At 69.1% G+C, this 23679-nt stretch carries 23 protein-coding genes and 1 pseudogene; 18 read left to right on the plus strand and 6 right to left on the minus strand.

Annotation, left to right across the window (positions count from 1 at the left end; all coding sequences use genetic code 11):
* Positions 1-38: 38 nt before the first annotated feature.
* Complete coding sequence (locus ACFQE9_RS08100) at positions 39-680, plus strand: riboflavin synthase (RefSeq protein ID WP_379742982.1); 642 nt, start codon at positions 39-41, stop codon at positions 678-680.
* Between the two features lie 52 nt (positions 681-732).
* On the opposite strand, the gene leuS is transcribed toward ACFQE9_RS08100, so the two are convergent.
* Positions 733-3489: a leucine--tRNA ligase gene (gene leuS, locus ACFQE9_RS08105; protein ID WP_379742985.1), complete on the minus strand. Its 2757-nt coding sequence runs from the start codon at positions 3487-3489 to the stop codon at positions 733-735.
* A gap of 111 nt (positions 3490-3600) precedes the next feature.
* Here leuS and ACFQE9_RS08110 point away from each other — a divergent pair, with 111 nt between their 5' ends.
* From ACFQE9_RS08110 to ACFQE9_RS08140, 7 genes and pseudogenes are all read left to right on the plus strand, one after another.
* Positions 3601-4068, plus strand: a complete 468-nt coding sequence (locus ACFQE9_RS08110; protein WP_379742989.1) for a DUF2085 domain-containing protein — start codon at positions 3601-3603, stop codon at positions 4066-4068.
* Positions 4069-4110: 42 nt separating this feature from the next.
* Positions 4111-4716 (plus strand): NINE protein, encoded by a 606-nt coding sequence (locus tag ACFQE9_RS08115; protein WP_379742992.1) that lies wholly within the window; start codon positions 4111-4113, stop codon positions 4714-4716.
* A 105-nt stretch (positions 4717-4821) separates the two neighbouring features.
* A complete protein-coding gene (locus ACFQE9_RS08120; RefSeq protein ID WP_021075115.1) occupies positions 4822-5016 on the plus strand; it encodes a cold-shock protein in 195 nt (64 codons plus the stop codon).
* A gap of 201 nt (positions 5017-5217) precedes the next feature.
* Entirely contained in the window at positions 5218-6324 is a 1107-nt protein-coding gene (locus ACFQE9_RS08125) for a mandelate racemase/muconate lactonizing enzyme family protein (RefSeq protein WP_379742996.1), read from the plus strand.
* 114 nt (positions 6325-6438) lie between these two features.
* Positions 6439-7164: pseudogene (nucS, locus tag ACFQE9_RS08130) on the plus strand (endonuclease NucS); the annotation flags it as partial.
* Between the two features lie 298 nt (positions 7165-7462).
* Positions 7463-7993, plus strand: a complete 531-nt coding sequence (locus ACFQE9_RS08135; RefSeq protein ID WP_379742999.1) for a 50S ribosomal protein L16 — start codon at positions 7463-7465, stop codon at positions 7991-7993.
* A 135-nt stretch (positions 7994-8128) separates the two neighbouring features.
* Positions 8129-9130 carry an ATP-grasp domain-containing protein gene (locus ACFQE9_RS08140; RefSeq protein ID WP_379743002.1) on the plus strand — a complete coding sequence of 334 codons (1002 nt, stop codon included), beginning with the start codon at positions 8129-8131 and terminating at the stop codon, positions 9128-9130.
* A gap of 33 nt (positions 9131-9163) precedes the next feature.
* On the opposite strand, the gene ACFQE9_RS08145 is transcribed toward ACFQE9_RS08140, so the two are convergent.
* The gene (locus ACFQE9_RS08145; protein WP_379743005.1) at positions 9164-9544 is read right to left on the minus strand and encodes an Hsp20/alpha crystallin family protein; all 381 of its coding nucleotides are present in this window, start codon (positions 9542-9544) and stop codon (positions 9164-9166) included.
* A gap of 112 nt (positions 9545-9656) precedes the next feature.
* On the opposite strand from ACFQE9_RS08145, the gene gap reads away from it, so the two are divergent.
* Both gap and ACFQE9_RS08155 read left to right on the plus strand, forming a co-directional pair.
* A complete protein-coding gene (gene gap / locus ACFQE9_RS08150; protein WP_379743008.1) occupies positions 9657-10706 on the plus strand; it encodes a type I glyceraldehyde-3-phosphate dehydrogenase in 1050 nt (349 codons plus the stop codon).
* Between the two features lie 24 nt (positions 10707-10730).
* The gene (locus ACFQE9_RS08155; RefSeq protein WP_379743011.1) at positions 10731-11957 is read left to right on the plus strand and encodes a phosphoglycerate kinase; all 1227 of its coding nucleotides are present in this window, start codon (positions 10731-10733) and stop codon (positions 11955-11957) included.
* 24 nt (positions 11958-11981) lie between these two features.
* Here the strand turns inward: ACFQE9_RS08155 and ACFQE9_RS08160 are convergent, their stop codons facing one another.
* On the minus strand, positions 11982-13055 hold the full coding sequence (locus ACFQE9_RS08160; protein ID WP_379743014.1) for a type II glyceraldehyde-3-phosphate dehydrogenase: 1074 nt from the start codon (positions 13053-13055) through the stop codon (positions 11982-11984).
* 210 nt (positions 13056-13265) lie between these two features.
* Here ACFQE9_RS08160 and ACFQE9_RS08165 point away from each other — a divergent pair, with 210 nt between their 5' ends.
* From ACFQE9_RS08165 to ACFQE9_RS08180, 4 genes are all read left to right on the plus strand, one after another.
* A complete protein-coding gene (locus ACFQE9_RS08165; RefSeq protein ID WP_379743017.1) occupies positions 13266-14243 on the plus strand; it encodes an aminopeptidase in 978 nt (325 codons plus the stop codon).
* 83 nt (positions 14244-14326) lie between these two features.
* Complete coding sequence (locus ACFQE9_RS08170) at positions 14327-14977, plus strand: HVO_0476 family zinc finger protein (protein WP_379743020.1); 651 nt, start codon at positions 14327-14329, stop codon at positions 14975-14977.
* Positions 14978-15110: 133 nt separating this feature from the next.
* A complete protein-coding gene (pcm, locus tag ACFQE9_RS08175) occupies positions 15111-15755 on the plus strand; it encodes a protein-L-isoaspartate O-methyltransferase (RefSeq protein WP_379743022.1) in 645 nt (214 codons plus the stop codon).
* Positions 15756-15860: 105 nt separating this feature from the next.
* On the plus strand, positions 15861-16703 hold the full coding sequence (locus ACFQE9_RS08180) for a protein-L-isoaspartate O-methyltransferase family protein (protein WP_379743025.1): 843 nt from the start codon (positions 15861-15863) through the stop codon (positions 16701-16703).
* Between the two features lie 219 nt (positions 16704-16922).
* Here ACFQE9_RS08180 and ACFQE9_RS08185 read toward each other — a convergent pair whose 3' ends face one another.
* Positions 16923-17390, minus strand: coding sequence for a DUF7382 domain-containing protein (locus ACFQE9_RS08185; protein WP_379743028.1), 468 nt, complete (start codon positions 17388-17390; stop codon positions 16923-16925).
* Between the two features lie 74 nt (positions 17391-17464).
* Between ACFQE9_RS08185 and ACFQE9_RS08190 the strand changes: the two genes are divergently transcribed.
* Genes ACFQE9_RS08190 through ACFQE9_RS08205 form a run of 4 tightly spaced genes read left to right on the plus strand, consistent with a single transcriptional unit; the run spans position 17465 to position 19805 of the window.
* Complete coding sequence (locus tag ACFQE9_RS08190) at positions 17465-18715, plus strand: ATP-binding protein (protein WP_379743031.1); 1251 nt, start codon at positions 17465-17467, stop codon at positions 18713-18715.
* Between the two features lie 24 nt (positions 18716-18739).
* Entirely contained in the window at positions 18740-19111 is a 372-nt protein-coding gene (locus ACFQE9_RS08195; protein WP_379743034.1) for a fluoride efflux transporter FluC, read from the plus strand.
* Positions 19108-19452, plus strand: coding sequence for a fluoride efflux transporter FluC (locus ACFQE9_RS08200; RefSeq protein WP_379743037.1), 345 nt, complete (start codon positions 19108-19110; stop codon positions 19450-19452). The genes ACFQE9_RS08195 and ACFQE9_RS08200 overlap by 4 nt, the downstream gene beginning before the upstream one ends.
* A 50-nt stretch (positions 19453-19502) precedes the next feature.
* Positions 19503-19805, plus strand: coding sequence for a hypothetical protein (locus ACFQE9_RS08205; RefSeq protein ID WP_379743040.1), 303 nt, complete (start codon positions 19503-19505; stop codon positions 19803-19805).
* 129 nt (positions 19806-19934) lie between these two features.
* Here ACFQE9_RS08205 and ACFQE9_RS08210 read toward each other — a convergent pair whose 3' ends face one another.
* Positions 19935-20786, minus strand: a complete 852-nt coding sequence (locus ACFQE9_RS08210) for a hypothetical protein (protein WP_379743043.1) — start codon at positions 20784-20786, stop codon at positions 19935-19937.
* 134 nt (positions 20787-20920) lie between these two features.
* Positions 20921-23679 (minus strand): UvrD-helicase domain-containing protein (locus tag ACFQE9_RS08215; protein ID WP_379743045.1); only part of this gene is annotated, 2759 nt, incomplete at its 5' end.

A 23679-nucleotide genomic window follows, 5' to 3' on the forward strand; every position in this document is an offset into this window, starting at 1 on the left:
CGCGACAACGACTTCACGCCCCGTCCCGAATTCCGCGTATGTTCACCGGGATCGTCGAAACCGTCGGCGAGGTCGTCGACGTCGACCGGACCGCGGACGGACGACGGCTCACGATCGCCGCGGAGGGGTTTCGCGACCTCTCCCACGGGCAGTCGATAAGCGTCAGCGGCGTCTGTCTCACCGTCGAGGCGCACGGTTCGGAGGTGGCCGGCGGGGATCCGGACGACACCGGAGGCGTCCACGGCGACGTCGGCGTCTTCGAGGTGTTCCTGGCGAGCGAGACCGTCGATCGGACCTATCTCGGCGAGCTCGGGGCCGGGGACGCGGTCAACCTCGAGCGTGCAATGCCGGCCGACGGACGCTTCGACGGCCACCTCGTGCAGGGCCACGTCGACGCCGTGGCGACGGTCGAGACGATCGACTCGGTCGGCGAGGACTGGCGGTTCGAGTTCTCGATCCCGCCGGATCAGGGCCGCTACGTGGTCGAGAAGGGGTCCGTCGCGCTCGACGGCATCTCGCTGACCGTGGCCGAACGCGGCGAGGACGCCCTCGAGGTCGCGATCATCCCGGCCACCTACGAGCTGACCACGCTCTCGGGGAAGTCGCCCGGCGATCCGGTACACCTGGAGGTCGACGTGATCGCGAAGTACGTCGAGGGGATGGTCGACGGCTACGAATAGAACGATCAGGGGAGCTACCGTCCGACCCGGAGAGCCACGTCCCGGCCCGCACTCACTCCGCGATGTCGATCGCGGGACGTCCCGGCTCCGCCGTGCGCGAGACGTCGTCGGCCGCCTCATCGGCGCGGACGACTCGGACGGGGGCGTCGAACTCGCGTTCGATCAGCCAGGCGGCCGAGCGGAGCGCCTCGTACTCCGCGTCGCCGCGCAGCGTCATCGAGAGGGCCTCGCGGTTCTCCTGGAGGTCCTGTCCGTAGGACGCGGCGGCGTCACCCTGCTCGCGGATGTGGGATTCGCCCATCAGCTCGCCGATCAGGTTGTCGGCGTCGCTGTCGATCGCGATCTCGAGGGCGTCGTACTTCCAGTCGGGCGCGACGACGACGTCGATCGACTCGGGGTCCTCGATGCCGGCGACGTCGACGATCTGTCTGACGTCCTCGCGGGTGTTCTCGACGAGTCGACGGCGCTTCTCGGCCGTCTCGCGGTCGACCTCGGCGGTCGGCCAGTCGGCGCCGGCAACCACGCCGTCCCCGACGAGCGAGGAGGCGTCATCGGCCGCGGGGTCGCCGCCGTGAAGCCGGGCGTACAGGTCCTCCGAGAGGTGTGGCGCCACGGGCGCCAGAAGCCGGACCGCGACGGAGAGGCCGCGGCCGAGAACCTCCGGATCCGGCTCGTCGGCGTACTCGGCGTAGCTCCGGAGCGTGCCGACGAGTCCCTGTGTCTCGCGCAGGGCCGTGTTGAACGTGAGGTCGTCGTACTCCTCCGTCGCGACCGCGATCGTGGCGTCGATCTCGTCGGCCACGTATCCCGCGATCGGGTCCCCGGGATCAGCAGTGGCCGACGCGTCGGCGGTGGCCGCCGAGGCGGTTCCCGTTTCGACCGGGGCGATCGCGTCGGCGTGGTCCTCGACGAGGGACCGCAGCCGGGCCAAAAAGCGGTTGGTCGAGCGGACGCCCTCCTCGGACCAGTCGAAGTCGCGTTCGGGCTGGGCCGCCTGCATCATGAACAGGCGGGCGGTGTCGGCGCCGTACTCCTCGACGATCCGCTGGGGGGAGACGACGTTGCCCTTCGATTTCGACATCTTCTCGCCCTCGAGTTGGACCATGCCCTGCGCCAGCAGGTTCTCGAACGGCTCGCGGTGGTCGAGGCCCTCGTGGTCGGCGAGCACCTTCGTGAAAAATCGGCTGTACAGCAGGTGCATGACCGCGTGTTCGATGCCGCCGACGTACTGGTCGACGGGCATCCAGTCGTTGGCACGCTCGAGGTCGAAGGGCGCGTCCGAAAGTTCGGGCGAGACGTACCGCAGGAAGTACCACGAGGAGTCGACGAAGGTGTCCATCGTGTCGGTCTCTCGTTCGGCCGGGGCGCCGCACTCCGGACAGGTCGTCTCCTTCCACTCGCCGGCGGCGTCGAGCGGGTTGCCGGTGGTGTTGATGAACTCGGGAAGCTCGACTGGCAGGTCCTCCTCGGGAACCATCACGGGACCGCAGTCCGGGCAGTGGACGACCGGGATCGGCGTTCCCCAGTAGCGCTGGCGGGAGATCCCCCAGTCGCGGAGCTGGTACTGGGTCGCCTCCTCGGCGCCCTCGACGTCCGCGGTCAGCCGCTCGCGGGCCGTCTCGCTGTCGAGGCCGTCGTACTCCCCGGAGTTGATCAGGACGCCGTCCTCGGTGAAGGCGGCCTCCTCGACGTCGGGGGCGGTCGGCTCATCGTCGTCAGATCCCCCGTCCTCGTCGGGTGCGGGTGCGATGACGGGGCGGATCTCGATGTCCTTCTTCCTCGCGAAGGCGTGGTCGCGCTCGTCGTGGGCGGGGACGGCCATCAGCGCGCCGGTTCCGACCTCCGAGAGGACGAAGTCGGCGACGTAGACGGGGATGTCCTCGCCGGTGACGGGGTTCCTCGCGACGAGGTCGGTCTCGACGCCGTTCGGCTCGTCGCCGTCCGGGTCGGCCTCCTCCTCGATGAACCGGCGGACGTCCACGTCCGTTTCGGCCAGCTCCTCGCTGATCGGGTGGTCGGGCGCGAGCGCGAAGAAGGTCGCGCCGTGGATCGTGTCGACGCGCGTCGTGAACGCCTCGACGCCGCCGTGGCCCTCGATCTCGAACTCCAGTTCGGTCCCGTACTGGCGGCCGATCCAGTTGCGCTGCATCTGTCTGACCGAGTTCGGCCACCCCTCCAGATCGTCGATGTACTCGAGGAGCTCGTCGGCGTACTCGGTGATCTTCAGGAACCACTGGTCGAGTTCGCGGGTCTCGACGGGCGTGTCACACCGCCAGCACAGCTCCGCGTCGCCCTCGACCTGCTCGTCGGCGAGGACGGTCTCACAGGAGGGACACCAGTTCACCTCGGCGTCGCGGCGCTCGACGAGCCCCTCCTCGTGGAATCGGGTGAAGAGCCACTGGTTCCACCGGTAGTAGTCGGGGGTGCAGGTCGTGATCTCGCGGTCCCAGTCGTAGCCGAAGCCCATCGACCGCATCTGGCCTTTCATCGTGTCGATGCAGTCGAACGTCCAGTCGCGGGGGTTGGTGTCGCGCTCCTTGGCGGCGTTCTCCGCCGGGAGGCCGAAGGCGTCCCACCCCATCGGGTGGAGCACGTCGTCGCCGCGCAGCCGGCGGTAGCGGGCGTAGGCGTCCGTGATCGTGTAGTTCCGGACGTGGCCCATGTGCAGCTTCCCCGAGGGGTACGGGTACATCCCGAGGACGTAGGTCGGGTCCTCGACGCCGTCGGGCGTGCGATACGCGTCCGTCTCGTCCCACGCGTCCTGCCACCGGCGCTCGATCGCCGCGTGGTCGTATCCCTCGTCGCTCATCTGTTTATATACGCGTGGTGGCGTCTCCGCCCTATACCTTTCCATCCGCGGGGCGAACGTGACCTCAACGTCGTCCGGATCCTTTTGGTCCGTCGACTCTACCCCGAAAACGTGAACCACGACGTCCTCCGGCGGGAACTTCGGGAGGGGCTCGCCGAGACGCGTCGCTATTTGCTCTCGCATCACGAGCCGGCGGAGTACGACCGGTGTCACCGCCTGCGTGTCGGATCGAGGACGGTACACCTCTGCGCGCGGTGTTCCGGGATCTACCCGGGGATCCTCGCCGGGATCGCGATTTTTCTGTTGGGAGTCGGAAGCTCCGGGATCCAGATCGCGGCGATCGCCGTCCTGCCGCTCTTCGCGCTCGTCGACTGGGCGGCCACGACGTTTCGGCCGATCACGGGGTCGAACCGGATCCGGACGATCACGGGCGGACTGTTGGGGATCGCCTACGGACTCGGGCTCGGTCGACTCCTCCTCGGCGGCGATCTCCGGGTGCTCGCCGTCGGAGTCGGGTACGGCGTCCTCGCGGCCGTGTTGCTCGTGTGGGAGCGGCGAGGAGAATCCGAGGCGGACTGATCGGCACCCATTTATAAATACCCGCGGTGACACCGCTGACGTATGGCAGGTCCTCCAGGCGACGACCCGACTCGAGAGGAATCGGAGAGCCAATCGAACGACCAACCGGACGACGTGGAGTCAGCCGAGCCGATAGAGACCGACGATCTGGACGCGGCAGATAGATCCGACGATCCGACCGAGTCCGAGGAAACGGGTGGCTGGAGCGATCCGGCCGAATCCGAGGAAACGAGCGGCTGGAGCGATCCGGGCGAGGGAGACGGGTTCGAGGAGTCGTCGACTGCAACGGCGGCGTCAACGACCGCGACGTCGACGACCGCTGGCAACGGCGACGAACCGGGACCGGACGAACAGTACTGTTCGAGCTGCGGGTCGGTCATCAAAAAGCGGGCCGAGATCTGTCCCGAATGCGGCGTCAGACAGACCGGATCGGGAGGTTCCAGCGAGAAGGACCGCACGGCTGCGGGCGTGTTCGCCCTGCTGCTCGGCGGGATCGGCGCGCACAAGTTCTACCTCGGCCAGAACAAGATGGGCATCCTCTACCTCTGTTTCTTCTGGACCGGGATCCCGGCGATCGTCGGCTTCATCGAGGGCATCCTCTATCTCACGAAGTCCGACGAGGAGTTCCAGCGCAAGTACGTGGACTGAGCCGTCTCGGCGTCCTCCGCCGTCGAGACGGTCCATCACGGCCGCTGCGGCGTCGATCCCGAATGCACAACCCTTATGCCGAATAACGGCCTCGATACGGGTGCAATGTCTACCGGAACGGTCGACTTCTTCAACGACACTGGCGGCTACGGCTTCATCTCGACTGAGGACGCGGACGACGACGTCTTCTTCCACATGGAGGACATCGGCGGCCCCGATCTCGAGGAGGGACAGGAGGTCGAATTCGAGATCGAGGACGCCCCCAAGGGCCCGCGCGCGACGAACCTTACCCGACTGTAAGGTCGTTTTGCGATCTCGAGGAGCGTATCGGCACACGGCTGCGTTTTCGATTTTCTCGAACGGCGAGCGACGGCGTCGGCGACGCGCCGTCGAAGTAGCGTCGAGGCGGTCGGGCTGACGCCGAGGCGGCCGGAGTGACGCCGCGAAAACGACGTCTCCGCGAGCCGAAGCTATATGTGGGTCGCCGCCGCGGGGGTCGCCATGGAGATAACCGAGGTCGAATCCTACCCGATCGAGATCCCGCTCGCGGAGCCGGTCTCGTTCTCGAACCGCACGATCCACTTTCGCGACCACGCCATCACCCGCATTCGGACCGGCGAGGGGCTGGAGGGCGTCGGCTACTCGCTGGGCTATGAGGCCGCGGGCCTGATCGCGGACTCCGTCGAGTCGCGGCTCGAGGAGGTCCTCGTGGGCGAGGACCCCCGCGACGTCGCGCGGCTGTGGGAGGAGATGTACGACAGCAACGTCCAGATCGGCCGGACCGGGCTGTTCCTGCGAGCGATCTCGAGCGTCGACATCGCGCTTTGGGACCTCAAGGCGAAGGCGGCCGGCGAGCCCCTGTACAAGCTGCTCGGCGGGTACGCCGACGCCGTTCCCACCTACGCCAGCGGGGGCTACTACCGCGACGACAAGGGCCACGAGGGGCTGCGCGAGGAGGTGCGCCGGTACGTCGAGGAGGGCCACGACGTCGTGAAGATGAAGGTCGGGCGCCGCTCGGTCCCCGAGGAGGAGGCGCGCGTCGCGGCCGTCCGCGACGAGATCGGCCCTGACCGGACGCTCCTGCTCGACGCCAACGGCGTCTGGGAGTCGGTCCCCGAGGGAGTGCGCGCCTGCCGGGCGTTCGAGCCCCACGACCCCTACTTCATCGAGGAGCCCGTGATGATCGACCGGGTCGAGACGATGAGCCAGCTCAACGACGCCATCGACTACGCCGTGGCGACCGGCGAACTGGAGGGGACGCGCCACGACTTCGCGGGGCTTTACGACCGCGGCGCCGCCGGCATCCTCCAGCCCGACGCGACCGTCTGCGGCGGGATCACGGAGTGGCTCCGGATCGCGAACTACGCCTCGGCACACGACGTGCCGATCGCGCCCCACTACAACTGGAACCTCCACGCATCGCTCGTGGGCGCGGTGGAGAACGGCCAGTGGGTCGAGTACTTCTACCGCGACATGGACGTGAAGGTGTTCGACGACGTCGTCGCCGAGCCGCTGGCGCCGAACGACGAGGGGATGATCGAGCTGCCCGACGAGCCGGGCCACGGCGTCCGCCTTGACGAGGACGCGCTCGAGGAATTCCGGGTGTAACGGGTCGCGGAACCGGAGGGCTCCGCGGAGGAGGCGCGCGTCGCGGGCGAGAACTGCCGGTACTGATCGGACCGCGCCGGCGGCCTTTTGGCCCGCCGGGCCGTATTCGCGGCCGTGACCGTACGGACCCTCCACGATCCGAGCCACCGCGAGGCGCTTTGGGCCCTGGAGGCCGCCTTCGACCGCGGGGAGCTGATCACCGTCTTCGGCGAGTGCCGAGTCGACTACGAGGGGCGCGCGTCCTCGACGCTCGGGGCGGGAAAACGACTGCTCGTCCTCAAGCCGGACGGCTCCGCGCTCGTCCACACCGACGAGAAGCGAACGCCCGTGAACTGGCAGCCGCCGGGGTCTGACCACTACGCCGCGGTCCGGGAGGGACGGCTTCGGGTGCGGTCGGTCCGGACGTCGCCGGACGAGACGCTGGCCGTCAGGTTCGCCGACGTCGAACAGCTGTCGGCGATGGGCGTGACCGGGGGACGGGACCTGGAGGTCCGCGGCAGCGAGGCGGACCTCCGGCGGCGGATCCTCGAGGAGCCGGACCTCGTGGAGGAGGGCCTCGATCCGGTGGCCGTCGAGCGCGACAGCGCCGTCGGCCCGATGGACGTCCTCTGTGTCGACGCCGACTCGAACCCGGTCGTCCTCGAGTTGAAACGCCGTCGCGTCGGGCCGAGCGCCGTGAGCCAGCTCGGCCGATACGTCGAGGCCCTCGGGGACGAGGCCGGCGTCGATCCCGACGAGGTCCGCGGGGTCCTCGTCTCCCCGTCGATCACGGACCGGGCACGCGAGCTTCTCGCGGAGCAGGGCTTCGAGCACGCGGCGGTCGAACCGCCGGACTCCCAAGAGCAGGCCGACGGGGAGAGCGGCGAGTCCGGCGAGGAGAGCGGCGATTCGAACGAGGAGGGATCCGGCGAGGAGAGCGGCGATTCGAACGAGGAGGGATCCGGCGAGGAGCCGATCGAGGAGACGGACCGTGGAGAGGACGGCAACGCGGACTCCGGCGAGGACGGCAGCGCGGGCCCCGGAGAGCACGTCGAGGCGGGTCGGTGAACCCGGCGTGGGAGCGCCTGACGTGGGCGATATCCGTCGGTTCTTTCGAAGGGTTTATTCGCGAAGCGGAGGTTAGAGACGACAAGTAACCATGTCAGACAAGCCGGCCTCCATGTACCGGAACATCAGCAAGCCCTCGTACACGCGTCGCGAGTACATCACGGGCATTCCGGGTTCGAAGATCGCACAGCACAACATGGGCGACCTGCAGGCCGATCCGGAGGAATACGAGGTGGAGATCAGCCTCCGCGTCGACGAGGAACTCCAGATCCGCCACGGCTCCCTCGAGAGCGCACGCCTGTCGGCCAACCGCCACCTCATCAAGGAGATCGGCGAGAAGCAGTACAAGATGGTGCTGCGCAAGTTCCCCCACCAGGTCATCCGCGAGAACAAGCAGGCGACCGGCGCGGGCGCCGACCGCGTCTCCGACGGAATGCGCCAAGCGTTCGGCAAGCCCGTCGGCACGGCCGCACGCGTCGACGCCGACGAGGCCATCTTCACCGCCTACTGCGACCCCGAGGACGCTGCGACGGTCAAGGAGGCGTTCCGGCGCGCGTACAACAAGATGTCCCCGTCCTGCCGGATCACCGTCGAGCGCGGCGAGAAGCTGCTCGTCTCGTAGGCCGGTTCGTTCGGGTTCGCGTTCGTTTTTGCGTCTCGTTCCCTCTCGCGTCGAGCGTCCGCGACGCCGTGTTCTCCCTACGCCCCGTGGCCGCCGGCGCGAGGCTTATGCCGGTGCCGTCCCTCCCCTGGATCGATGCTTCGGCTCGCGATGAGCACCCGCTCGGAGACGTTCGATCGGATCCGTGGCCCCCTCCGAGAGCGCGGGATAGACGTCGTCCACCTTCGAGCGACGGAGCGGACGCTCCGGCTCACGGCTGACGGGGACCGACCGGCCGACCCCGTCGATCCGGCGCCGGAGGAGGTGGACGTCGGGTTCGTCTACCCGACCCGGCTGATGGAGGGCGGGGCGCTCGACGCCCGGCTGTCGATCCCGTGGGTGAACGGCCGCGGGGCGGTCGTAACCTCGCGAAACAAGGCGGCGGTGACGAGCGCGCTCGACGCCGCCGGGCTTCCGGTGCCGCGAACGGTGATGGTCTCGAACCCGGTCGCGGAGTCCGAGGTGCTCGCGTCGCTCGAGGACGCGGGGCTGTCGTTTCCGGTCGTGATCAAGCCGAACTCGACGACCCGGGGGACCGGCGTCGCGAAGGCGTCCGACGTCGACGACCTCGCGGGGACGATCGACCACCTGAACCTGGTACACGACTACCGGGCGACCGGCGACAAGTCCTATCTGATCCAGGAGTTTCTACCCGGCTCCCGCGATTACCGGGTGATGGTTCTCGACGGGGAGTGTGTGGGCGCGGTCGAACGTCGGATCCCCGACGGGGAGGGAGATCCGCGATCCGGAGACGGGGGCGGGGGCGAGAGCGGGGGCGGGAACGGAGACGAAGGCGAGGATGGGAACGGAAACGGAGGCCGAAACCGTGGTCGAGGTGGCGGCGACCGATGGAAACACAACGTCCATCGCGGCGCCGTGGCGACCGCCGTCGACCTTCCCGAGCGCCACCGCGAGCTGGCCGAACGGGCGGCGCGGGAGCTCGACATCGACTACCTCGGCGTCGACCTGCTGGAGACGGACGACCGGCTCGTGGTCGTGGAGACGAACGCCCGGCCGACCGTCGACGCGGGAAAGTACGAGGTCGACTTCTACGACCGTCTGGCGGGGCTGATACGCGACACTGCGAGACGGAGCTGAAGGAGAACGGCTCCGACGATCACTCGAGGGCGGTCACTCGAGGTCGATCGACGCGGAGTCGTCCGCGCGCTCGAAGACGACCTCGAGGACGCCGTTTTTGAACGTCGCGGACGCGGAGCGCTCGTCGACGCGGACGGGAAGCGAGATACGTTCGTCGTACTCGCGGCGGTCGGAGGCCGCGGAGACGGTCAGGGTCTCGCCGTCACACTGCAACGAGAGGTCCTCCTTGGAGACGCCCGGCAGGTCGGCGACGAGCCGGACCACGTCGTCCTCGAGGTAGGTGTCGACGTGGGTCTCCGATCGGAACCCGGAGCCGTCCCCGGGGCCGTCCTCGACGCCGGCCATCCGGTCCATCATCCGCTCGATCTCCTCGAAGAGGTCGCCGAACGGGTCGTCACGGTCGTCCCTGTTCATGTGCGGATCGACGGCCGACGTTCCGATAAGGCTTCCGTCCACGGCGGATCGTGCGGGATGGTGCCTCGCGTCGATCTGAACAGTTTTTAGGCTGGACGAGATTACTTCAACTATGAGTAAATCGTATCTGGACGCCGCGGACGACGTCGCGGACGACGAGGTCGTGCGCGTCGGACTCAACGGGTTCGGCCGGATCGGCCGAAACGTGTTCCGCGCGACCCTCGAACACCCGCGGATCGAGCTCGCCGGGATCAACGACGTGATGGACGCCGACGACGCCGCCTACCTCGCGAAGTACGACTCCGTGATGGGCCGTCTCGACGGGATCGAACTCGAGGACGGCTCGTTGACGATCGGCGGGACCTCGGTGCCGATCTACAACCGGCAGGACCCGGCCTCGCTGCCGTGGGACGACCTGGGCGTGGACGTCGCACTCGAGTGTACGGGCGTCTTCCGCACGTACGAGGACGCGAGCGCCCACCTGGAGGGGGGCGCGGAGACGGTGGTCATCTCGGCGCCGCCGAAGGGCGAAAAGCCGGTCAAACAGCTCGTCTACGGCGTGAACCACGACGAGTACGACGGCGAGTCGGTCGTCTCGAACGCCTCCTGTACGACGAACTCCATCACGCCCGTCGCGAAGGTGCTCGACGAGGAGTTCGGCATTCGGTCGGGCACGCTCACGACGATCCACGCCTACACGGGGTCCCAAAGCCTCATCGACGGCCCGATGGCGAAGACCCGTCGGGGTCGCGCCGCCGCCGAGAACATCGTGCCGACGACGACCGGCGCGGCCGGCGCGGCGACGGAGATCCTCCCGCAGTTGGAGGGGCGGATCGACGGGATGGCGATCCGGGTTCCGGTCCCGAACGGCTCGATCACCGAGTTCGTCGTCGACACGGAGGCGGACGTCACGGCGGAGGCCGTCAACGACGCGTTCCGCGAGGCGGCCGACTCGGGGCCGCTCGCCGGGGTGCTCGGATACACCGACGACGAGATCGTCTCGAGCGACGTCGTCGGGTTGCCGTTCTCGAGTTACGTCGACCTCTCCTCGACGAACGCCATCGCCGGCGGCGAGCTGGTGAAGGTGCTCACCTGGTACGACAACGAGTACGGCTTCTCGAACCGGATGCTCGACATGGCGAGCTACGTCGCCGACAACTAAATGGCCGGGTCACCAGACTCCGATATGGCACGGTTCGAGACGATCGACGCGCTGCCGGCGGACTCGTGCGTGCTGGTCCGCCTCGATCTCAACTCGCCGATCGAGGACGGCGAGCCGCAGGACAACGAGCGGTTCGCGCGACACGCCGAGACGGTCCGCGAGCTGGTCGCGGCCGGCCACCGGGTCGTCTGTCTGGCCCACCAGGGACGTCCCGGAAACGACGACTTCACCACGCTTTCGGGTCATGCCCGGATCCTGGCGGAGCACGTCGGGCGGGAGGTGGCGTTCGTTCCCGACACCTACGGCCCGGAGGCCATCGAGGCCATCGAGGACGTCGAGCCGGGCGAGGTCCTGCTGTTGGAGAACGTCCGGATGTGCGAGGGCGAACTTCCGGAGGAGGACCCGGAGACGAAGGCCGACACCGAGTTCGTTCGGACGCTCGCGCCGCGTTTCGACGCGTACGTCTGTGACGCCTACTCCGCGGCTCACCGGAGCCACGCCTCGCTCGTCGGGTTCCCGCTCGCGCTGCCGGCGTACGCCGGTCGGGTGATGGAGACGGAGTACGAGGCGAACACCGCGATCGCCACCCGCGAGTTCGACGGGCGGGTGACGATGGTGGTCGGCGGGACGAAGGCGACCGACGTCATCGACGTGATGGACGCGCTCGGCGACCGGGTCGACCGGTTCCTCCTCGGCGGCGTCGCGGGCGAGCTGTTCCTTCGAGCCGCCGGCCACCCCGTCGGCTACGACCTCGAGGGGATGGACCGCTTCGACGACCAGTGGGAGCGAAACCACGGAACGATCGAATCGCTCCTCGAGGAGTACGGCGACCGGATCACCCTGGCGGTCGATCTGGCCTACGAGGACGCCGAGGGCGACCGCGGCGAGGTCGCCGTCGAGTCGATAGCCGAAAAGGAGACCGCCTACCTCGACGTCGGGACCGAGACCGTGATGGCCTACGAGCCGGTCATCGCGGACTCGGAGGCGGTCTTCTTGAAGGGCGCGCTCGGCGTCTTCGAGGACGAGCGGTTCGCCGTCGGGACGGTCGGCGTGCTCGAGGCGATGGCGGAGACGGACTGCTTTTCGGTGGTCGGCGGGGGCGACACCGCCCGCGCGATCCGGCTGTACGACCTCGATGAGGACGACTTCTCGCACGTGTCGATCGCTGGCGGCGCCTACATCCGGGCGCTCACCGGCGAGCCCCTGGCGGCCGTCGAGGCGCTCGAGCGGGGCCGACCGCGCGAGGAGTGAGTTCCGGGGAGAAAGCGATCGACCTCAGTCGTCGGCCGTGACGAGTCCCGTCCCGGTCGACGGTTCCGCGAGGAGGCTCTCGAGTCCGACCCCGAGCGACTCGTCGGTCCGAGCCACGGACTCGACGGCGGGTACGTCCGTCGCGAGCGCGCGGATCGCGTCCACGTTCTCGGGGACGACGTCGGCCTCCTGGTGGACGTTCTCGAAGAGGTACAGATCCGACCCCTGGAGCTGGATCGACTCGCCCCACACGCAGTTCTCCCAGAGGTCGCCCCGCGGGCGTCCCGCGTCCATCGCGTAGTCCTTGAGCGCGCCGCCGCCGTCGACGCCCGCACCCTCCGGGATGACGAAGACGCGCGACTCCGCCTCGAGGAGATCGCGGACCGCGCCGGCCTCGGGCGTCGACTCGAGCGTGACGTTGAGCCCGTGGGTGTGCATCCGGGTCACCGGCGCCTTCACCGCGAGCGTGTCGACGGCGATCCCGGGCAGGACCGTGTTCACGTCGGGACCGTGGTGGGAGGGAATCGAAACGGGATCGGGAACCACGTCGTTGATCGGGCCGCGGTCGGTCTCCGCGGGGTCGCCGCCGCGGCGGATCAGGGTGACGCGGGCCTTCTCGACGCCGTATTCCTCCTCGAGGGGGGCGAGAACACGCGAGAGCGCGGTCGTGTTACACGAGACGACGCGAGCGGACTCGGCGTCGGAGTCGCGAACGGCCTCGTAGTTCGCGCGGGCGTTGAACGAGACGTCCGCGACGTCGGCCGCCTCGCCGCCCTGGAGGATCGCGGGCGTGTCGTGGGCGGCGTACCGCGCGCGGTTCCGCTCGCCGATGCCGGCGGGACAGCAATCGACCACGACGTCGCTCGCCTCGATCAGGTCGTCGAGGTCGCCGGCGAGGTCGATCCCGGCGTCGGCGAACGCGTCGGCGCGCTCTGCGATCGCGGCGTGGAGATCGTAGCCGCGCCGGAGGGCCGCCTCGGCCTCGTAGTTCGGGCGCGTCTTCGCGACGCCGACGAGCGCCATGTCGGGCTGGGCCGCGACCGCGTCCGCGACCCGTTTTCCGATCGTCCCGTATCCGTTCACACCCACGCGGATCATGTACCTGGACGTCCGGCCGCGAACCGTATAATAGTTCCGAGAGTGGAACGAATACGATAACTACGAAACGAGTAATAGATCGGTTGAAATCTCGGAATACGGGATGGAACACCGTTCGAAATTCAGTATATATACTCTATCTGTCCGAACCATCGCCGTGCGATCGAGCCGTATGGCAACGCCTAACGGGACGCCGACAAAATGCCCGGCATGGACTCCGACGAACCCGACGCGGTGACTCCCGAGGAGCTGGAGGCGGCGGCGCGGACCGCCGTCGGCCAGTGTCTGGGGATCGAGGCGGACGAATCGGTCGTGGTGATCACCGACGACGAGCGCCGAACGATCGGCGAGGCGCTTTATGCCGCCGCCGGCGAGCGCACGGAGGACGTCTCGATCCTGCGATACCCGCCGGGCGACCAACACGGCGCGGAGCCGCCGGCGCCGGTCGCGGCGGCGATGAGCGCCGCTGACGTGTTCCTCGCGCCGACCACGAAGAGCCTGAGCCACACCCGCGCCCGCGGCGCGGCCTGCGAGAAGGGCGCCCGGGGAGCGACGCTTCCGGGGATCACGGAGTCGGTGTTCACCACCGGCCTCGACGCGGACTACGAGGCGATCGCGGAGGCGTGTGCGGCCGTCCACGAGCGGGTCGCGGGCGCGGAGACGATCCGGATCACCACGGCGGCCGGAACCGACCTGACCGTCGAACCCGGCGGCCGCGAGTGGCAGACCGACACGGGCATCGTTCGGGAGCCGGGAGCGTTCTCGAACCTCCCTGCGGGCGAGGTGTTCGTCTCGCCCGTGACCGCGAGCGGGACCTACGTCGTCGACGGGACGATGCGGCCACACGGCCTGCTCGACCCCGACGAGCGGCTGGTCTTCGAGGTCGAGGACGGGTACGTCACGTCCATCTCGGATCCGGCGATCCGCGACCAGGTCGAGGCGGGCGCCGAGTCGGTCGGCCGCGACGCCTACAACCTCGCGGAACTCGGGATCGGCACCAACGTCGGCGTCGAGCAGCTCGTCGGGTCCGTGCTGCTCGACGAGAAGGCCGCCGGGACGGTCCACGTCGCGATCGGCGACGACGCGAGCATCGGCGGCGACGTCGAGGCCCCGTTGCACCTCGACGGGATCATTCGCGATCCGACGGTGTACGTCGACGGCGAGGCCATGGATCTGCCGTCGGCGTGACCGGTCTCCGGCCCACGCCAGCCCCTCCCACGACCCGATCGACAAACGCGGACTTTTACCGCCAGGACGGCTATCGGCGGGCAATGAGCGATCAACGCGAGCGGGTCGGACTCGTCTGTCCCTCCTGTTCGACCGCGGAGCCGACGGTCCACGAGGTGCTCAAGCCCGGCGGGACCGCGACGGTCAGATGCACCGAGTGCGGACACACGCACAAAACCGAGATCCCCGAGCCCGAAACGGTCGATCTCGACATCGTCGTCTCCCAGGACGGCGAGTCCTTCTCGACGACGATGACGGTTCCGGCCGACACCTACGCGGAGATCGGCGGCGAGTTCGTCGTGGACACGCCCGACGCGCTGTTGCAGGCGCGGGTGACCGGGATCGAGGTCGGCGAGGAACGCCGGGTCGAGGAGGCCGACGTCGCGGACGTGGAGACGCTGTGGACTCGGGCGGTCGACAACGTCTCGGTGAAGGTGACGCTTCACCCCGCCGACGGCGATCGCGAGCACACGCGCGCGCTCACGGTGAACGTCCCCGGCGATCACGAGTTCGAGGTGGCGGAAACGGAGACGTTCGGCGAGGAGGAGTTCACGATCGAGGGGATCCAGATCCGCGAGAACGCGCCGGAATACCGGTTCGACAAGCTCGATCACGACGGCGACACCGCGTTCGCAAAGGACGTAAAGCGGCTCTACGCGCGCGATGAGACCTCGAGCGCGTGGTCGGCGTGGTGAGGATCCGATGGCGGGCGCATCCACCACGTCGATCACGAGCGCGTGATCGATCTAGCGGGCGGCCGGGCACGAACGCGATAAGCCCGACGACGCGGCCGCAGCATTCAGGTCGGAACGGTCCGTAGCGTGTGGTATGTCCGCATCCGACGCCCGCGATCGGCTCATCGAGCGGCTGTCCCGGCGTCGGGACACGAGCGAGCGCGTGCTCGAGGCGATGCGGTCGGTGCCGCGTCACGAATTCGTTCCCGACGCGACGCCCGAACGCGCCTACGCCGACCGACCCCTCCCGATCGGCGACGGCCAGACGATAAGCGCGCCGCACATGGTGGCGATCATGGTCGACCTGCTCGATCTCGAGGCCGGCGATCGCGTCCTCGAGATCGGCACCGGCTGCGGCTACCACGCCGCCGTCACCGCGGAGCTCGTCGGGGAGAGCGGCGCGGTCTACGGGGTCGAATACGTCGCCCACCTGGCCGAGGCCGCACGCGATCGCCTGGAGCGCCTCGGCTACGGAGGGATCGTGGACGTCCTCGTCGGCGACGGCCACGAGGGGTGGCCCGAACACGCCCCCTACGATGCCGCCTACCTGACCTGTGCGGCCGAGGATGGGGTTCCGGACGCCATCGTCGAGCAGACCCGCGAGGGGGGCCACATCGTCGCGCCGATCGGCGGACGCGCCCACCAGGAGCTGGTTCGGCTGACGGTCACGCCCGAAGGTACGGATCGCGAGTCCCACGGCGGCGTGCGGTTCGTGCCGATGGTCGATAGCGACTCGTGAAGATCGGGACCGAGAGCCGGAAGAGACCGATGGAGGAGGTCGTCCGGGGAGACGTCCCCCGCCACCGAGCGTGCGGTTCATTACGACCGAGCGCCGATCCGGCGTATGGACGAGACGGCGCTTCGGGCGGACATGATCGAGAGCCTCGAGCACCGCCTCGATCGCCCGCTCTCGGAGGGTCTCCTCGACGCGCTCCAGCGCGTCCCCCGTGAGGCGTTCGTCCCCGACGCGCCGTACGCGAACCGGCCGACCGAGGTACACGGGACCAGGGCGCTCTCGCCCGCGACCGTCGCCCGAATGGTCTCCGCGCTCGCCCCCGAGGAGGGCGACGAGACGCTCGTGGTCGGCGCCGGGGTCGGCTACACCGCGGCGATCCTCGCGGAGATCGTGGGGGCCAGACGCGTTCACGCGATCGACGTCGATCGCGAACTGGTCGCGCTCGCCCGATCGAACCTCGCGAGCGCGAACTACGATCCGGTTCTCGTCGATCGGCGGGACGGAAGCGAGGGGCTTCCGGAGTACGCCCCCTTCGACCGGGTCCTGCTCGAGGCGGCGGCGGTACGGCCTCCCAGAAGGCTGCTCGCACAGCTGGCCGAGGACGGCCGGCTCGTCTTTCCTCGGGGAACCGGCGCTCAAACCCTCGTCGCCGTTCGACCGCGTCGAACCGACGGGGTGGACCGATCCCCGGATGCGGACCGATCCCCGGAGCCGACCGGACCGGATGACCGGACGCGAGGGATCGAACGAACGGGAACGCCCGGAACGGACGGACTACAGATCCTCGAGGAGGCCGGACCGGTCCAGCTTCGGCCGCTGCTCGTCGCGGGCGAGCGGGGCGGGATCGAACGAAACCGAACCCGACGCGAGGACGCCGAGTTCTCGAAGCGGGGGTACTTCGCGAAACAGGGCTGGGAGCAGGAGTGGGTCGACTGGGAGGACCAGCGTTGACCGATCTCGTCCCGGTGGCACCCTGTCGCCGGAGTCGTCACTGACGACGGGGGTCACCTATCCGGTTCTCGTCGATCACCGTCCCCGTGTCCCCGTCCTCGTCCCCGTGTCCCCGTCCTCGTCCCCGTGTCCCCGTCCTCGTCCCCGTGTCCCCGTCCTCGTCCCCGTGTCCCCGTCCTCGTCCCCGTGTCCCCGCCCTCGTCCCCGTCCTCCTCCCCATCACTCCGCGACGACGAGGATCTCCGTGTTCTCCCGATCGTCGGTGTACTCGCTTCCCGCGGGAGGTTTGACGTCGATCGAGAGCGTCCCGTCGACCTGGTTGGGACCGAGTTCGGGCTCGACCGTGACCGTGGCCACTCCGGAGCCGTCCGTCCGTGCCGTCTCGACCCCGTCGATCCGCGCCGTCTCCCCGCGGACGACGACCGTGGCGTCGGCGACGGGCGTTCCGTCCGGATCGACGACGGTCAACTCGAGGTCCTGGCTTCCCGGCGTGATCACCTCCGGCTCCGGCTGGACGTCCAGCTCCACGACCGCGAGTCCCTGGATGCCGTTCACCATGCTCATCATGACGCTCAAGCTCGCGACGCCGACGACGAGGGCGATGACGAGCCGGATCGGGAGCCCCTCGATGGCGCGTTCGTCGCGGCGAAACTCGGCGGATAGCACGGCGATGCCGTCTTCGATCATACGGCCCATGGACCCGGAATCGGTCATAAACGTACGGACGAAAGTTCTTGTGGGAGGGGGGACCAGTCCCCTCGATGCAGGTGGACGACCGCAATCGAGCCGCGGGCGGCGAACGGGATCCGAAGCCGGGTGCAGATCCGAAGCCGGGGGTGGATCCGGAACCGGGGCCAGACTCGGAGCCGAAACCGGGGTCGGGACGGAGACCGAAAGCAGGAGGGGCCGCACACGTGCTCGGGCGGGAGGGAACCGCCGGCGGAGCCATTCTGGATGTCGGTGCGTTCCTCGCGCGGGACGGGAGCACCGGCGCGCCGGTCGCGATCGACGCCGAGAACCCGCACGCGGGGGTATTAGTCGGAAAGCGTGGAACCGGGAAGTCATACACGCTCGGGGTGATCGCGGAGGAGCTCGCCCGCGTCGAGGGCGTCTCCCCGATCGTCCTCGATCCGATGGGGGTCTTCGCCGGGCTGGGAGAACTGCCCGGTGGCCGCGTGATCGACGCCCGGATCGACCCCGCGACGCTGTCCCCCGACGTCTGGCCGGAACTCCTCGGGCTCGATCCGACCGGGGCCGCCGGAAGCCTCCTGTGGCGAACCGTCGAAAGGCGGCAAAACGGCTGTGGAGCGCTCGCTACCGCTTCCGAGGACGACCCGACCTCGATCGCGGGGATTCTGGCGGAAATAGAGACGGCCGACGCTCCAGACCCGGTCAAGCGGGCGGCCTCGAACCACCTTCGGCTCGCGGACGCGTGGGGCATCTTCGATCCGGCGGCGCCGACCATGGGCGAGCTGACGGGAGCCGAAGCGACGGTGATCGACTGTCGATCGTTGACCCCGGCGGCCATGGCGGCCGTCGGACACGTGATCGCTCGGGGTCTCTACGACTACCGGATCGAGAGGGGAACGGGTCCGCTCCCCTGGCTGCTCGTCGACGAGGCGCACGCCTTCCTCGAGGGGATCGGGGAACCGGCGTTTCGAACGCTTTTCACCCGCGGTCGGACGCCCGGTGTGAGCCTCGTGTGTGCGACCCAGCGTCCGAGCGCGCTCCCCGACGTGGCCGTCTCGCAGGCGGATCTCGTGATCGCCCACCGCCTGACCGCGGAGCGGGACGTCGACGCGCTCCGGGACGCACAGCCGGCCTATCTCGGGGAGGACCTGGGCCGGGTCCTGCCGAGCGGAACGGGCGAGGCCCTCGTCGTCGACGACCGGACCGAGAGCGCACACGTCGTCCGGGTCCGCGAGCGGCGGACGCCCCACGGCGGTGACAGTCCGACCGCGAGCGGCATCGAGGCGAACCGGGCGAGGGCGGCGCGCCGTCGTAATGGATAACCGAACGGGCCAAGACGTCGAGGTATGACGGGAACATCGTTCGCCCGGTCGTCGATCGACCGCGGACTCGAGATGGTCGTGGTCGCCGCGGGCGGCGCGATCGGCGCCGGCGCGCGGTACGGCGTCGAGCTGCTCGTCGGGCCGGTCGCGGGCACGTTCGCCGTGAACGTCGTCGGCGCGTTCGCGCTCGCGGTCATCACGGCTCGAGTCCTCGAGGGACGGCTCATGCTGTTCGCCGGCACCGGCGTGCTCTCCTCGTTTACCACCTACAGCACGTTCGTCGCCGATGCCGTCTCGACCGACCCAGCGGTCGCGACCGGATACGTCGTGGCCAGCTACGTCGGTGGGTTCCTCGCGGCCGTCGCCGGACTCGCGGTGGGCGGGAGGTCCCGATGAGCGTCGACGTCGCGAGCGTGGCGCTCGTCGCGGCCGGGGGCGCGATCGGCGCCGCGGCTCGCTACGTCGTCGGTCGGTTCACGCGTCGGACGGTGTTCGTCGTCAACGTGAGCGGCAGTCTGATTCTCGGCGTGACCCTGTCGGCCGCCGTGGGGGATTCCGCCGCGTTGGTCCTCGGCGTCGGCCTATGCGGGTCGTTCACGACGTTCTCGTCGTTCGCGCTCGAGACCGTCACGCGGGCGGAAGAACGCCCTCTCGAGGCGGCCGGCTACGCGGTCGGGACGCTCGCCGCGGCCGTCGGCGCGTTCCTCCTCGGGGGATACCTCGCCGGCGCGCTGTGAGGCCGACCGGTCGAAAGCGATAGGGGACCGTGGCGTCTATCGGGGACGTAATGGAGACCGAGCGTGCCGACCGCGACGGAAGCGAGGTGGACGAGGGAGGCGGCGGGAACGATGTCGGGGGAGAGACCGGCGATCCCGATCTGCGACTCGACGATCTCAGTCTGCCACAGCGGGTGTTCGTCGCGGCGGTACAGAACCCCTCTCGCGGCGTGTTCCTCGTGATCCTGATCGGGTTCGCGTTCTCGTTTTTCATCGCGCTGTGGATGGCGTTCCCGCGGATCGGAGCGCTCGTGACCGGGATCGCGGTCGTGGTCGGCCTCCTCGTCACGGCGGTGCTGGCGCTGTTGCGGTGAGAAGGGAGCGAAGGCGGAAGCGAAAAGTGGAATCGAGGGGCGTCGATCCGGATGGTCGGGCCCCGACGATCGCGAGTCGACAACTAAGGCCCGGCGACCGCCCTCGACGATCGAGGGTGGCGATCGGGATCAGTACCGCGAGGGAACGAACGCGAACGCGATCAACATGAGGACCGTCGCGCCGATGGTCCACCCGATACGCGTCAGGCCGGACATCCGCTGTTCGAACTGTCCGATCTCCGCCTGTTGAGCCTCGTAGGACTCGAGATTGCTCGAGAGCACGACCGTCGAGCTGTCGGGGAAGATCGCGACGAAGGTCGTGTTGCCCAGGGTCACCTGTCCCTGCGGGGTCAACTCGGCGGACATCGTCTGGGTCGTCTCCCACTCGAGGACCGCCGCGCTCGCGCTCACGTTCGCGACGGCCGCGTCGTGGCCGTCGTAGGTGATCGTCTCGCCCTCGTCGATGCGGCGTTCCTCGGGCTCCGGGAAGTACTCGTCGGCGGGAACGAGCGTGGTCTCGCCGTCCTCGTCGGTGACGGCGACGTGTTCCTCCCCGTTTCGCATGTACGTCTGGTTGTCGGCGGCGGAGTCGTTCTCGAGGATGGCCTGGCGGTCGAGCACCTCCTGGAGGGTGAACGCGCTCGGGTCCTCGCCCTCGATGACGACCCGCCACTCGTCCTCCTCGTAGGTCACGGTGGAGTTATTGGCCCACTCGGCCGACTCGGTGACGGTCTCGTTCCACTCGAGCGTCCCGGACAGCGTCACCGTCTCGCTCCCGTGGCCGCCCTCCTCGACGTTCTCGGTCACGTCGGCGACGGTGTAGGTCTGTCCCGCGTGATCGAAGGAGCCGCCCGCACCGCCCTCGTATGCGGGATCCTCGAACGAGACCTCCGGGGAGTCGGCGGTCGCCACGAGTCCACCGGCCGCCGCGCCGACGACGAGAAGGAGCGCGACGTACACGGTTACAGCGCGTCGTTGCATGGTTCGAGCATGGGTCACCGTCCGTATAACCGTTACTTTCCGTCCACGAACCGAGCCGCCGACGGCGCCGACGTGTCCCGATGTCGACTCCTCGAGTGCGCCCCGGTATCGACTCCTCGGAGGGACCTGAAGGCTCACCCATCGAGCAGCGAGGCCAACCGGCGCTCGACGACGGCCGGCGGCCACTCCGACGTGACGGTTTCGCGCTCGACGCCGAACGTCTCGACGGTTCCCGAGACGGGAGCCGACCTGGACGGGGCGTGCCGTTCGAAGAGGTAGGCGTAGGACGCCACCTGTAGCTCGTAGCGCCGCCGGGTCTCCGGGGTCGGCTCGGCCAAGGCGATCTTGGCGTCGACCACGGAGCGCTCGCCGGCGGGCGACTCGAGAACGAAGTCGGCCGTGCCGTGGATCTCGAACTCGACGTCGTCGACGACGACGAGCCCGTCGACGGATCGTTCGATCGCGACGAGATCGCCGCGTTCGATCCGCGCCCACAGCTCGGAGGCGAGGAAGTCCTCGAGGATCGCCTCGCGGAAGAACTCGAACAGCTCCTCGCGTTCCCGGTCGTCGGTCCGGGGCGAGTGCTCGCGAAGCGTCTCCTCGAAAAGCCGGCGAATCTCCGGCGTGGAGTCGCGAACGGCGTCGCCAGCGGGGAATCGCTCGGCGATCCCGGTGAGCACCTCGTGGAGACACGTGCCCACGTCGTCGGGGCCAAGCCGGTCGAACCGCAGCGGGAGGTCGGCATCCACGTCGTTGGTCGCCGTGTGTAGCGCCCGTCCGAGGAGGTGATCGAGGACGAACCCGTCGGGATCCTCGGTGAGCGGGTACACGGTGCTCGGATTCACGAACCGCGGGAGCCAGGCGGGAAGCCCCCCGCGGCGGGGCGGCGTGACCGCCACGTCCGGCGTGCGGGACGTCCGCGGGGCGTCGCGCGTCGCGAGGAGATCGACGTCGTTGACGCCGACCTCGAAGGGACCGGCGGGGGAGCCGTCCGCTCCGCCGGCGGAGTAGCCGTCCGTCTCCTCGCCCGAAAACGCGAGTCCCTCCCGGAGCGCATCGAGCCACCGATCCCGCGGGCGCTCCCCGCCCGGAAGTGACCGTGGGAGCGGAAGAACGAGATGTTCGCGGGCGCGCGTGAGTGCCACGTACAGCAACCGCCACGCTTCGGCCCGCTCGCGAGCAGCGGCCCGTCGGAGACGGTCGGGCCCGACGAGCGCGGTCGAGGACCCCGACTCGAGGACGTCGTCGCGCCAGCGGGCGGTCATCCACCGGAGCCCGACGTCGGGGTCGCGCGTGTCCGCCGGATCGTAGAGCCCGTTCGCGAACGGCGGAAGCGAAACGTTCCGGGGGACGTCGACGTTCGTCGGCGGTGCGAGCCCGGCGAAACGCCCACGTGTGAGAAGACGGGTCGACTGGACGCCGTGTTTCCACACGTCGAAGCCCGGGTTCGCGAGGACGACGACGTCGGCCTCGTCTCCCTTCACGTCGTGGATCGTGCGAAACTCGACGTCGGGGTCGGTTCCGGCCGTACTCGGCTGGTTCGGGCCGAACGAGGGGTTCTCACGGAAGGGGGCCGCAAGCGTCGCGAGTTCGCGCGGCGGAAGCCGCTCTTCGGCCTCCCACTCGGAGAGCGTGTCGACGAGCGCGTCGAGGTTCCCGACGCGTCGTTCGGGATCCACCTCGGGAAACAGTCCGTGCGGGTCGGCCCGCAACGCAAGCTCCGCGATGACGTCCTCGACGTAGGTCGTCGCCGGACGCGAGCGGGTTCGGTCCCGACGATCCCGGAGCGTCGAGAGCGCGTCGAGGACGTGTTTTTGCGCGCTCGTGGGCGCACACCCGGCGCGAACGGCACCGATCTCCCCGTCCGCGTTTCGGATCGCCGACTCGAGTTCCTCGAGCCCAAGCGGGGAGTCGACGAACAGGTCGATCGTTCGATCCGGGCTGGCCGGAGCGACGAGCCACGCGCAGACGTCGAGGACCGCCTCGACGAGCGGGCACGCGAAAAGCGGCTCGCTCGCGTTGCGCACGCGAAGTCCCGCCTCGGCGAACGCGTCCGCGTACGCGTCCATCCACGTGGACCACCGAAACAGGACGACGATATCGAGCGGATCGCCGGCGTCGTCGAGGAACGTGCCGTCCGCGAGCCCCTTCGAGACGAACGTGGCGAGCGCCGCCGCCTCGCCGCGACCCTCCACCGGGTCGATCCACGCGTGGGAATCGGAGTCCGCCCCCATCGGCTCGAAGGCCGCGACGTGGACGTTGTTCCCGTCGGTCGAGTCCCGGTCGGGATCGAGTCCAGGATAGGCGACCGCCATGTCGCCCACGTCACCGCGTGCCGGGTCCGTGAGCGCCGGCTCGGCGATCGCGTCGATCGCGGCGGCCACGTCCGGACGACAGCGATAGGTCGTGGTCGCGGTTCGATGCTCGTGGACGTCCCAGTCGATTCCGAGGTACGCTCCGTCCGCTATCGCCGACCGGAAGAGCGACGGGTCCGCGTGCCGCCAGCCGTAGATGCTCTGGAGGGTATCGCCCGAGACGAACACGCGCGCGTCGGATGTGACGAGACGCGAGAGCGCGGCGTGTTGGATCGCGGAGACGTCCTGTGCCTCGTCGACGATCAGACTCCGGATCCGGGTCCGGTAGCGTCGCCGGATCCGGATTCGATCGGCGTCGTCGACGTCGACGTCGACGTCGATGCCAACGTCATCGATCCGGCCGTCGAAGTAGGCGTCGACGAGGTAGGCGACGTCCGTATGCGAGACGACGCCCCGCTCGCGGACGGCGTCCCGATAGGCCGCACGGTACGCCTCCAGAACGGTCCCGAAGTCGTCGAGGCGGGCGCGCCACGCCGCGTGCAGTCGCGCGTCCGCCTCGACGAGACGGTGACGGGTTT

This window comes from Halopenitus salinus, assembly GCF_042662125.1.
Classification (GTDB): domain Archaea; phylum Halobacteriota; class Halobacteria; order Halobacteriales; family Haloferacaceae; genus Halopenitus; species Halopenitus salinus.

Bases quoted from the DNA above. Each gene is read 5' to 3' on its own strand.
- ACFQE9_RS08160 (WP_379743014.1), bottom strand. From the start codon at position 13,055: ATGATCCGCGTGGGTGTGAACGGATACGGGACGATCGGAAAACGGGTC.
- ACFQE9_RS08155 (WP_379743011.1), top strand. From the start codon at position 10,731: ATGGCACGGTTCGAGACGATCGACGCGCTGCCGGCGGACTCGTGCGTG.
- ACFQE9_RS08135 (WP_379742999.1), top strand. From the start codon at position 7,463: ATGTCAGACAAGCCGGCCTCCATGTACCGGAACATCAGCAAGCCCTCG.
- ACFQE9_RS08165 (WP_379743017.1), top strand. From the start codon at position 13,266: ATGGACTCCGACGAACCCGACGCGGTGACTCCCGAGGAGCTGGAGGCG.
- ACFQE9_RS08115 (WP_379742992.1), top strand. From the start codon at position 4,111: ATGGCAGGTCCTCCAGGCGACGACCCGACTCGAGAGGAATCGGAGAGC.
- pcm (WP_379743022.1), top strand. From the start codon at position 15,111: ATGTCCGCATCCGACGCCCGCGATCGGCTCATCGAGCGGCTGTCCCGG.
- ACFQE9_RS08170 (WP_379743020.1), top strand. From the start codon at position 14,327: ATGAGCGATCAACGCGAGCGGGTCGGACTCGTCTGTCCCTCCTGTTCG.
- ACFQE9_RS08200 (WP_379743037.1), top strand. From the start codon at position 19,108: ATGAGCGTCGACGTCGCGAGCGTGGCGCTCGTCGCGGCCGGGGGCGCG.
- gap (WP_379743008.1), top strand. From the start codon at position 9,657: ATGAGTAAATCGTATCTGGACGCCGCGGACGACGTCGCGGACGACGAG.
- ACFQE9_RS08100 (WP_379742982.1), top strand. From the start codon at position 39: ATGTTCACCGGGATCGTCGAAACCGTCGGCGAGGTCGTCGACGTCGAC.
- ACFQE9_RS08195 (WP_379743034.1), top strand. From the start codon at position 18,740: ATGACGGGAACATCGTTCGCCCGGTCGTCGATCGACCGCGGACTCGAG.
- ACFQE9_RS08190 (WP_379743031.1), top strand. From the start codon at position 17,465: ATGCAGGTGGACGACCGCAATCGAGCCGCGGGCGGCGAACGGGATCCG.
- ACFQE9_RS08180 (WP_379743025.1), top strand. From the start codon at position 15,861: ATGGACGAGACGGCGCTTCGGGCGGACATGATCGAGAGCCTCGAGCAC.
- ACFQE9_RS08120 (WP_021075115.1), top strand. From the start codon at position 4,822: ATGTCTACCGGAACGGTCGACTTCTTCAACGACACTGGCGGCTACGGC.
- ACFQE9_RS08210 (WP_379743043.1), bottom strand. From the start codon at position 20,786: ATGCAACGACGCGCTGTAACCGTGTACGTCGCGCTCCTTCTCGTCGTC.
- ACFQE9_RS08125 (WP_379742996.1), top strand. From the start codon at position 5,218: ATGGAGATAACCGAGGTCGAATCCTACCCGATCGAGATCCCGCTCGCG.
- ACFQE9_RS08140 (WP_379743002.1), top strand. From the start codon at position 8,129: ATGCTTCGGCTCGCGATGAGCACCCGCTCGGAGACGTTCGATCGGATC.
- leuS (WP_379742985.1), bottom strand. From the start codon at position 3,489: ATGAGCGACGAGGGATACGACCACGCGGCGATCGAGCGCCGGTGGCAG.
- ACFQE9_RS08145 (WP_379743005.1), bottom strand. From the start codon at position 9,544: ATGAACAGGGACGACCGTGACGACCCGTTCGGCGACCTCTTCGAGGAG.
- ACFQE9_RS08185 (WP_379743028.1), bottom strand. From the start codon at position 17,390: ATGATCGAAGACGGCATCGCCGTGCTATCCGCCGAGTTTCGCCGCGAC.
- ACFQE9_RS08205 (WP_379743040.1), top strand. From the start codon at position 19,503: ATGGAGACCGAGCGTGCCGACCGCGACGGAAGCGAGGTGGACGAGGGA.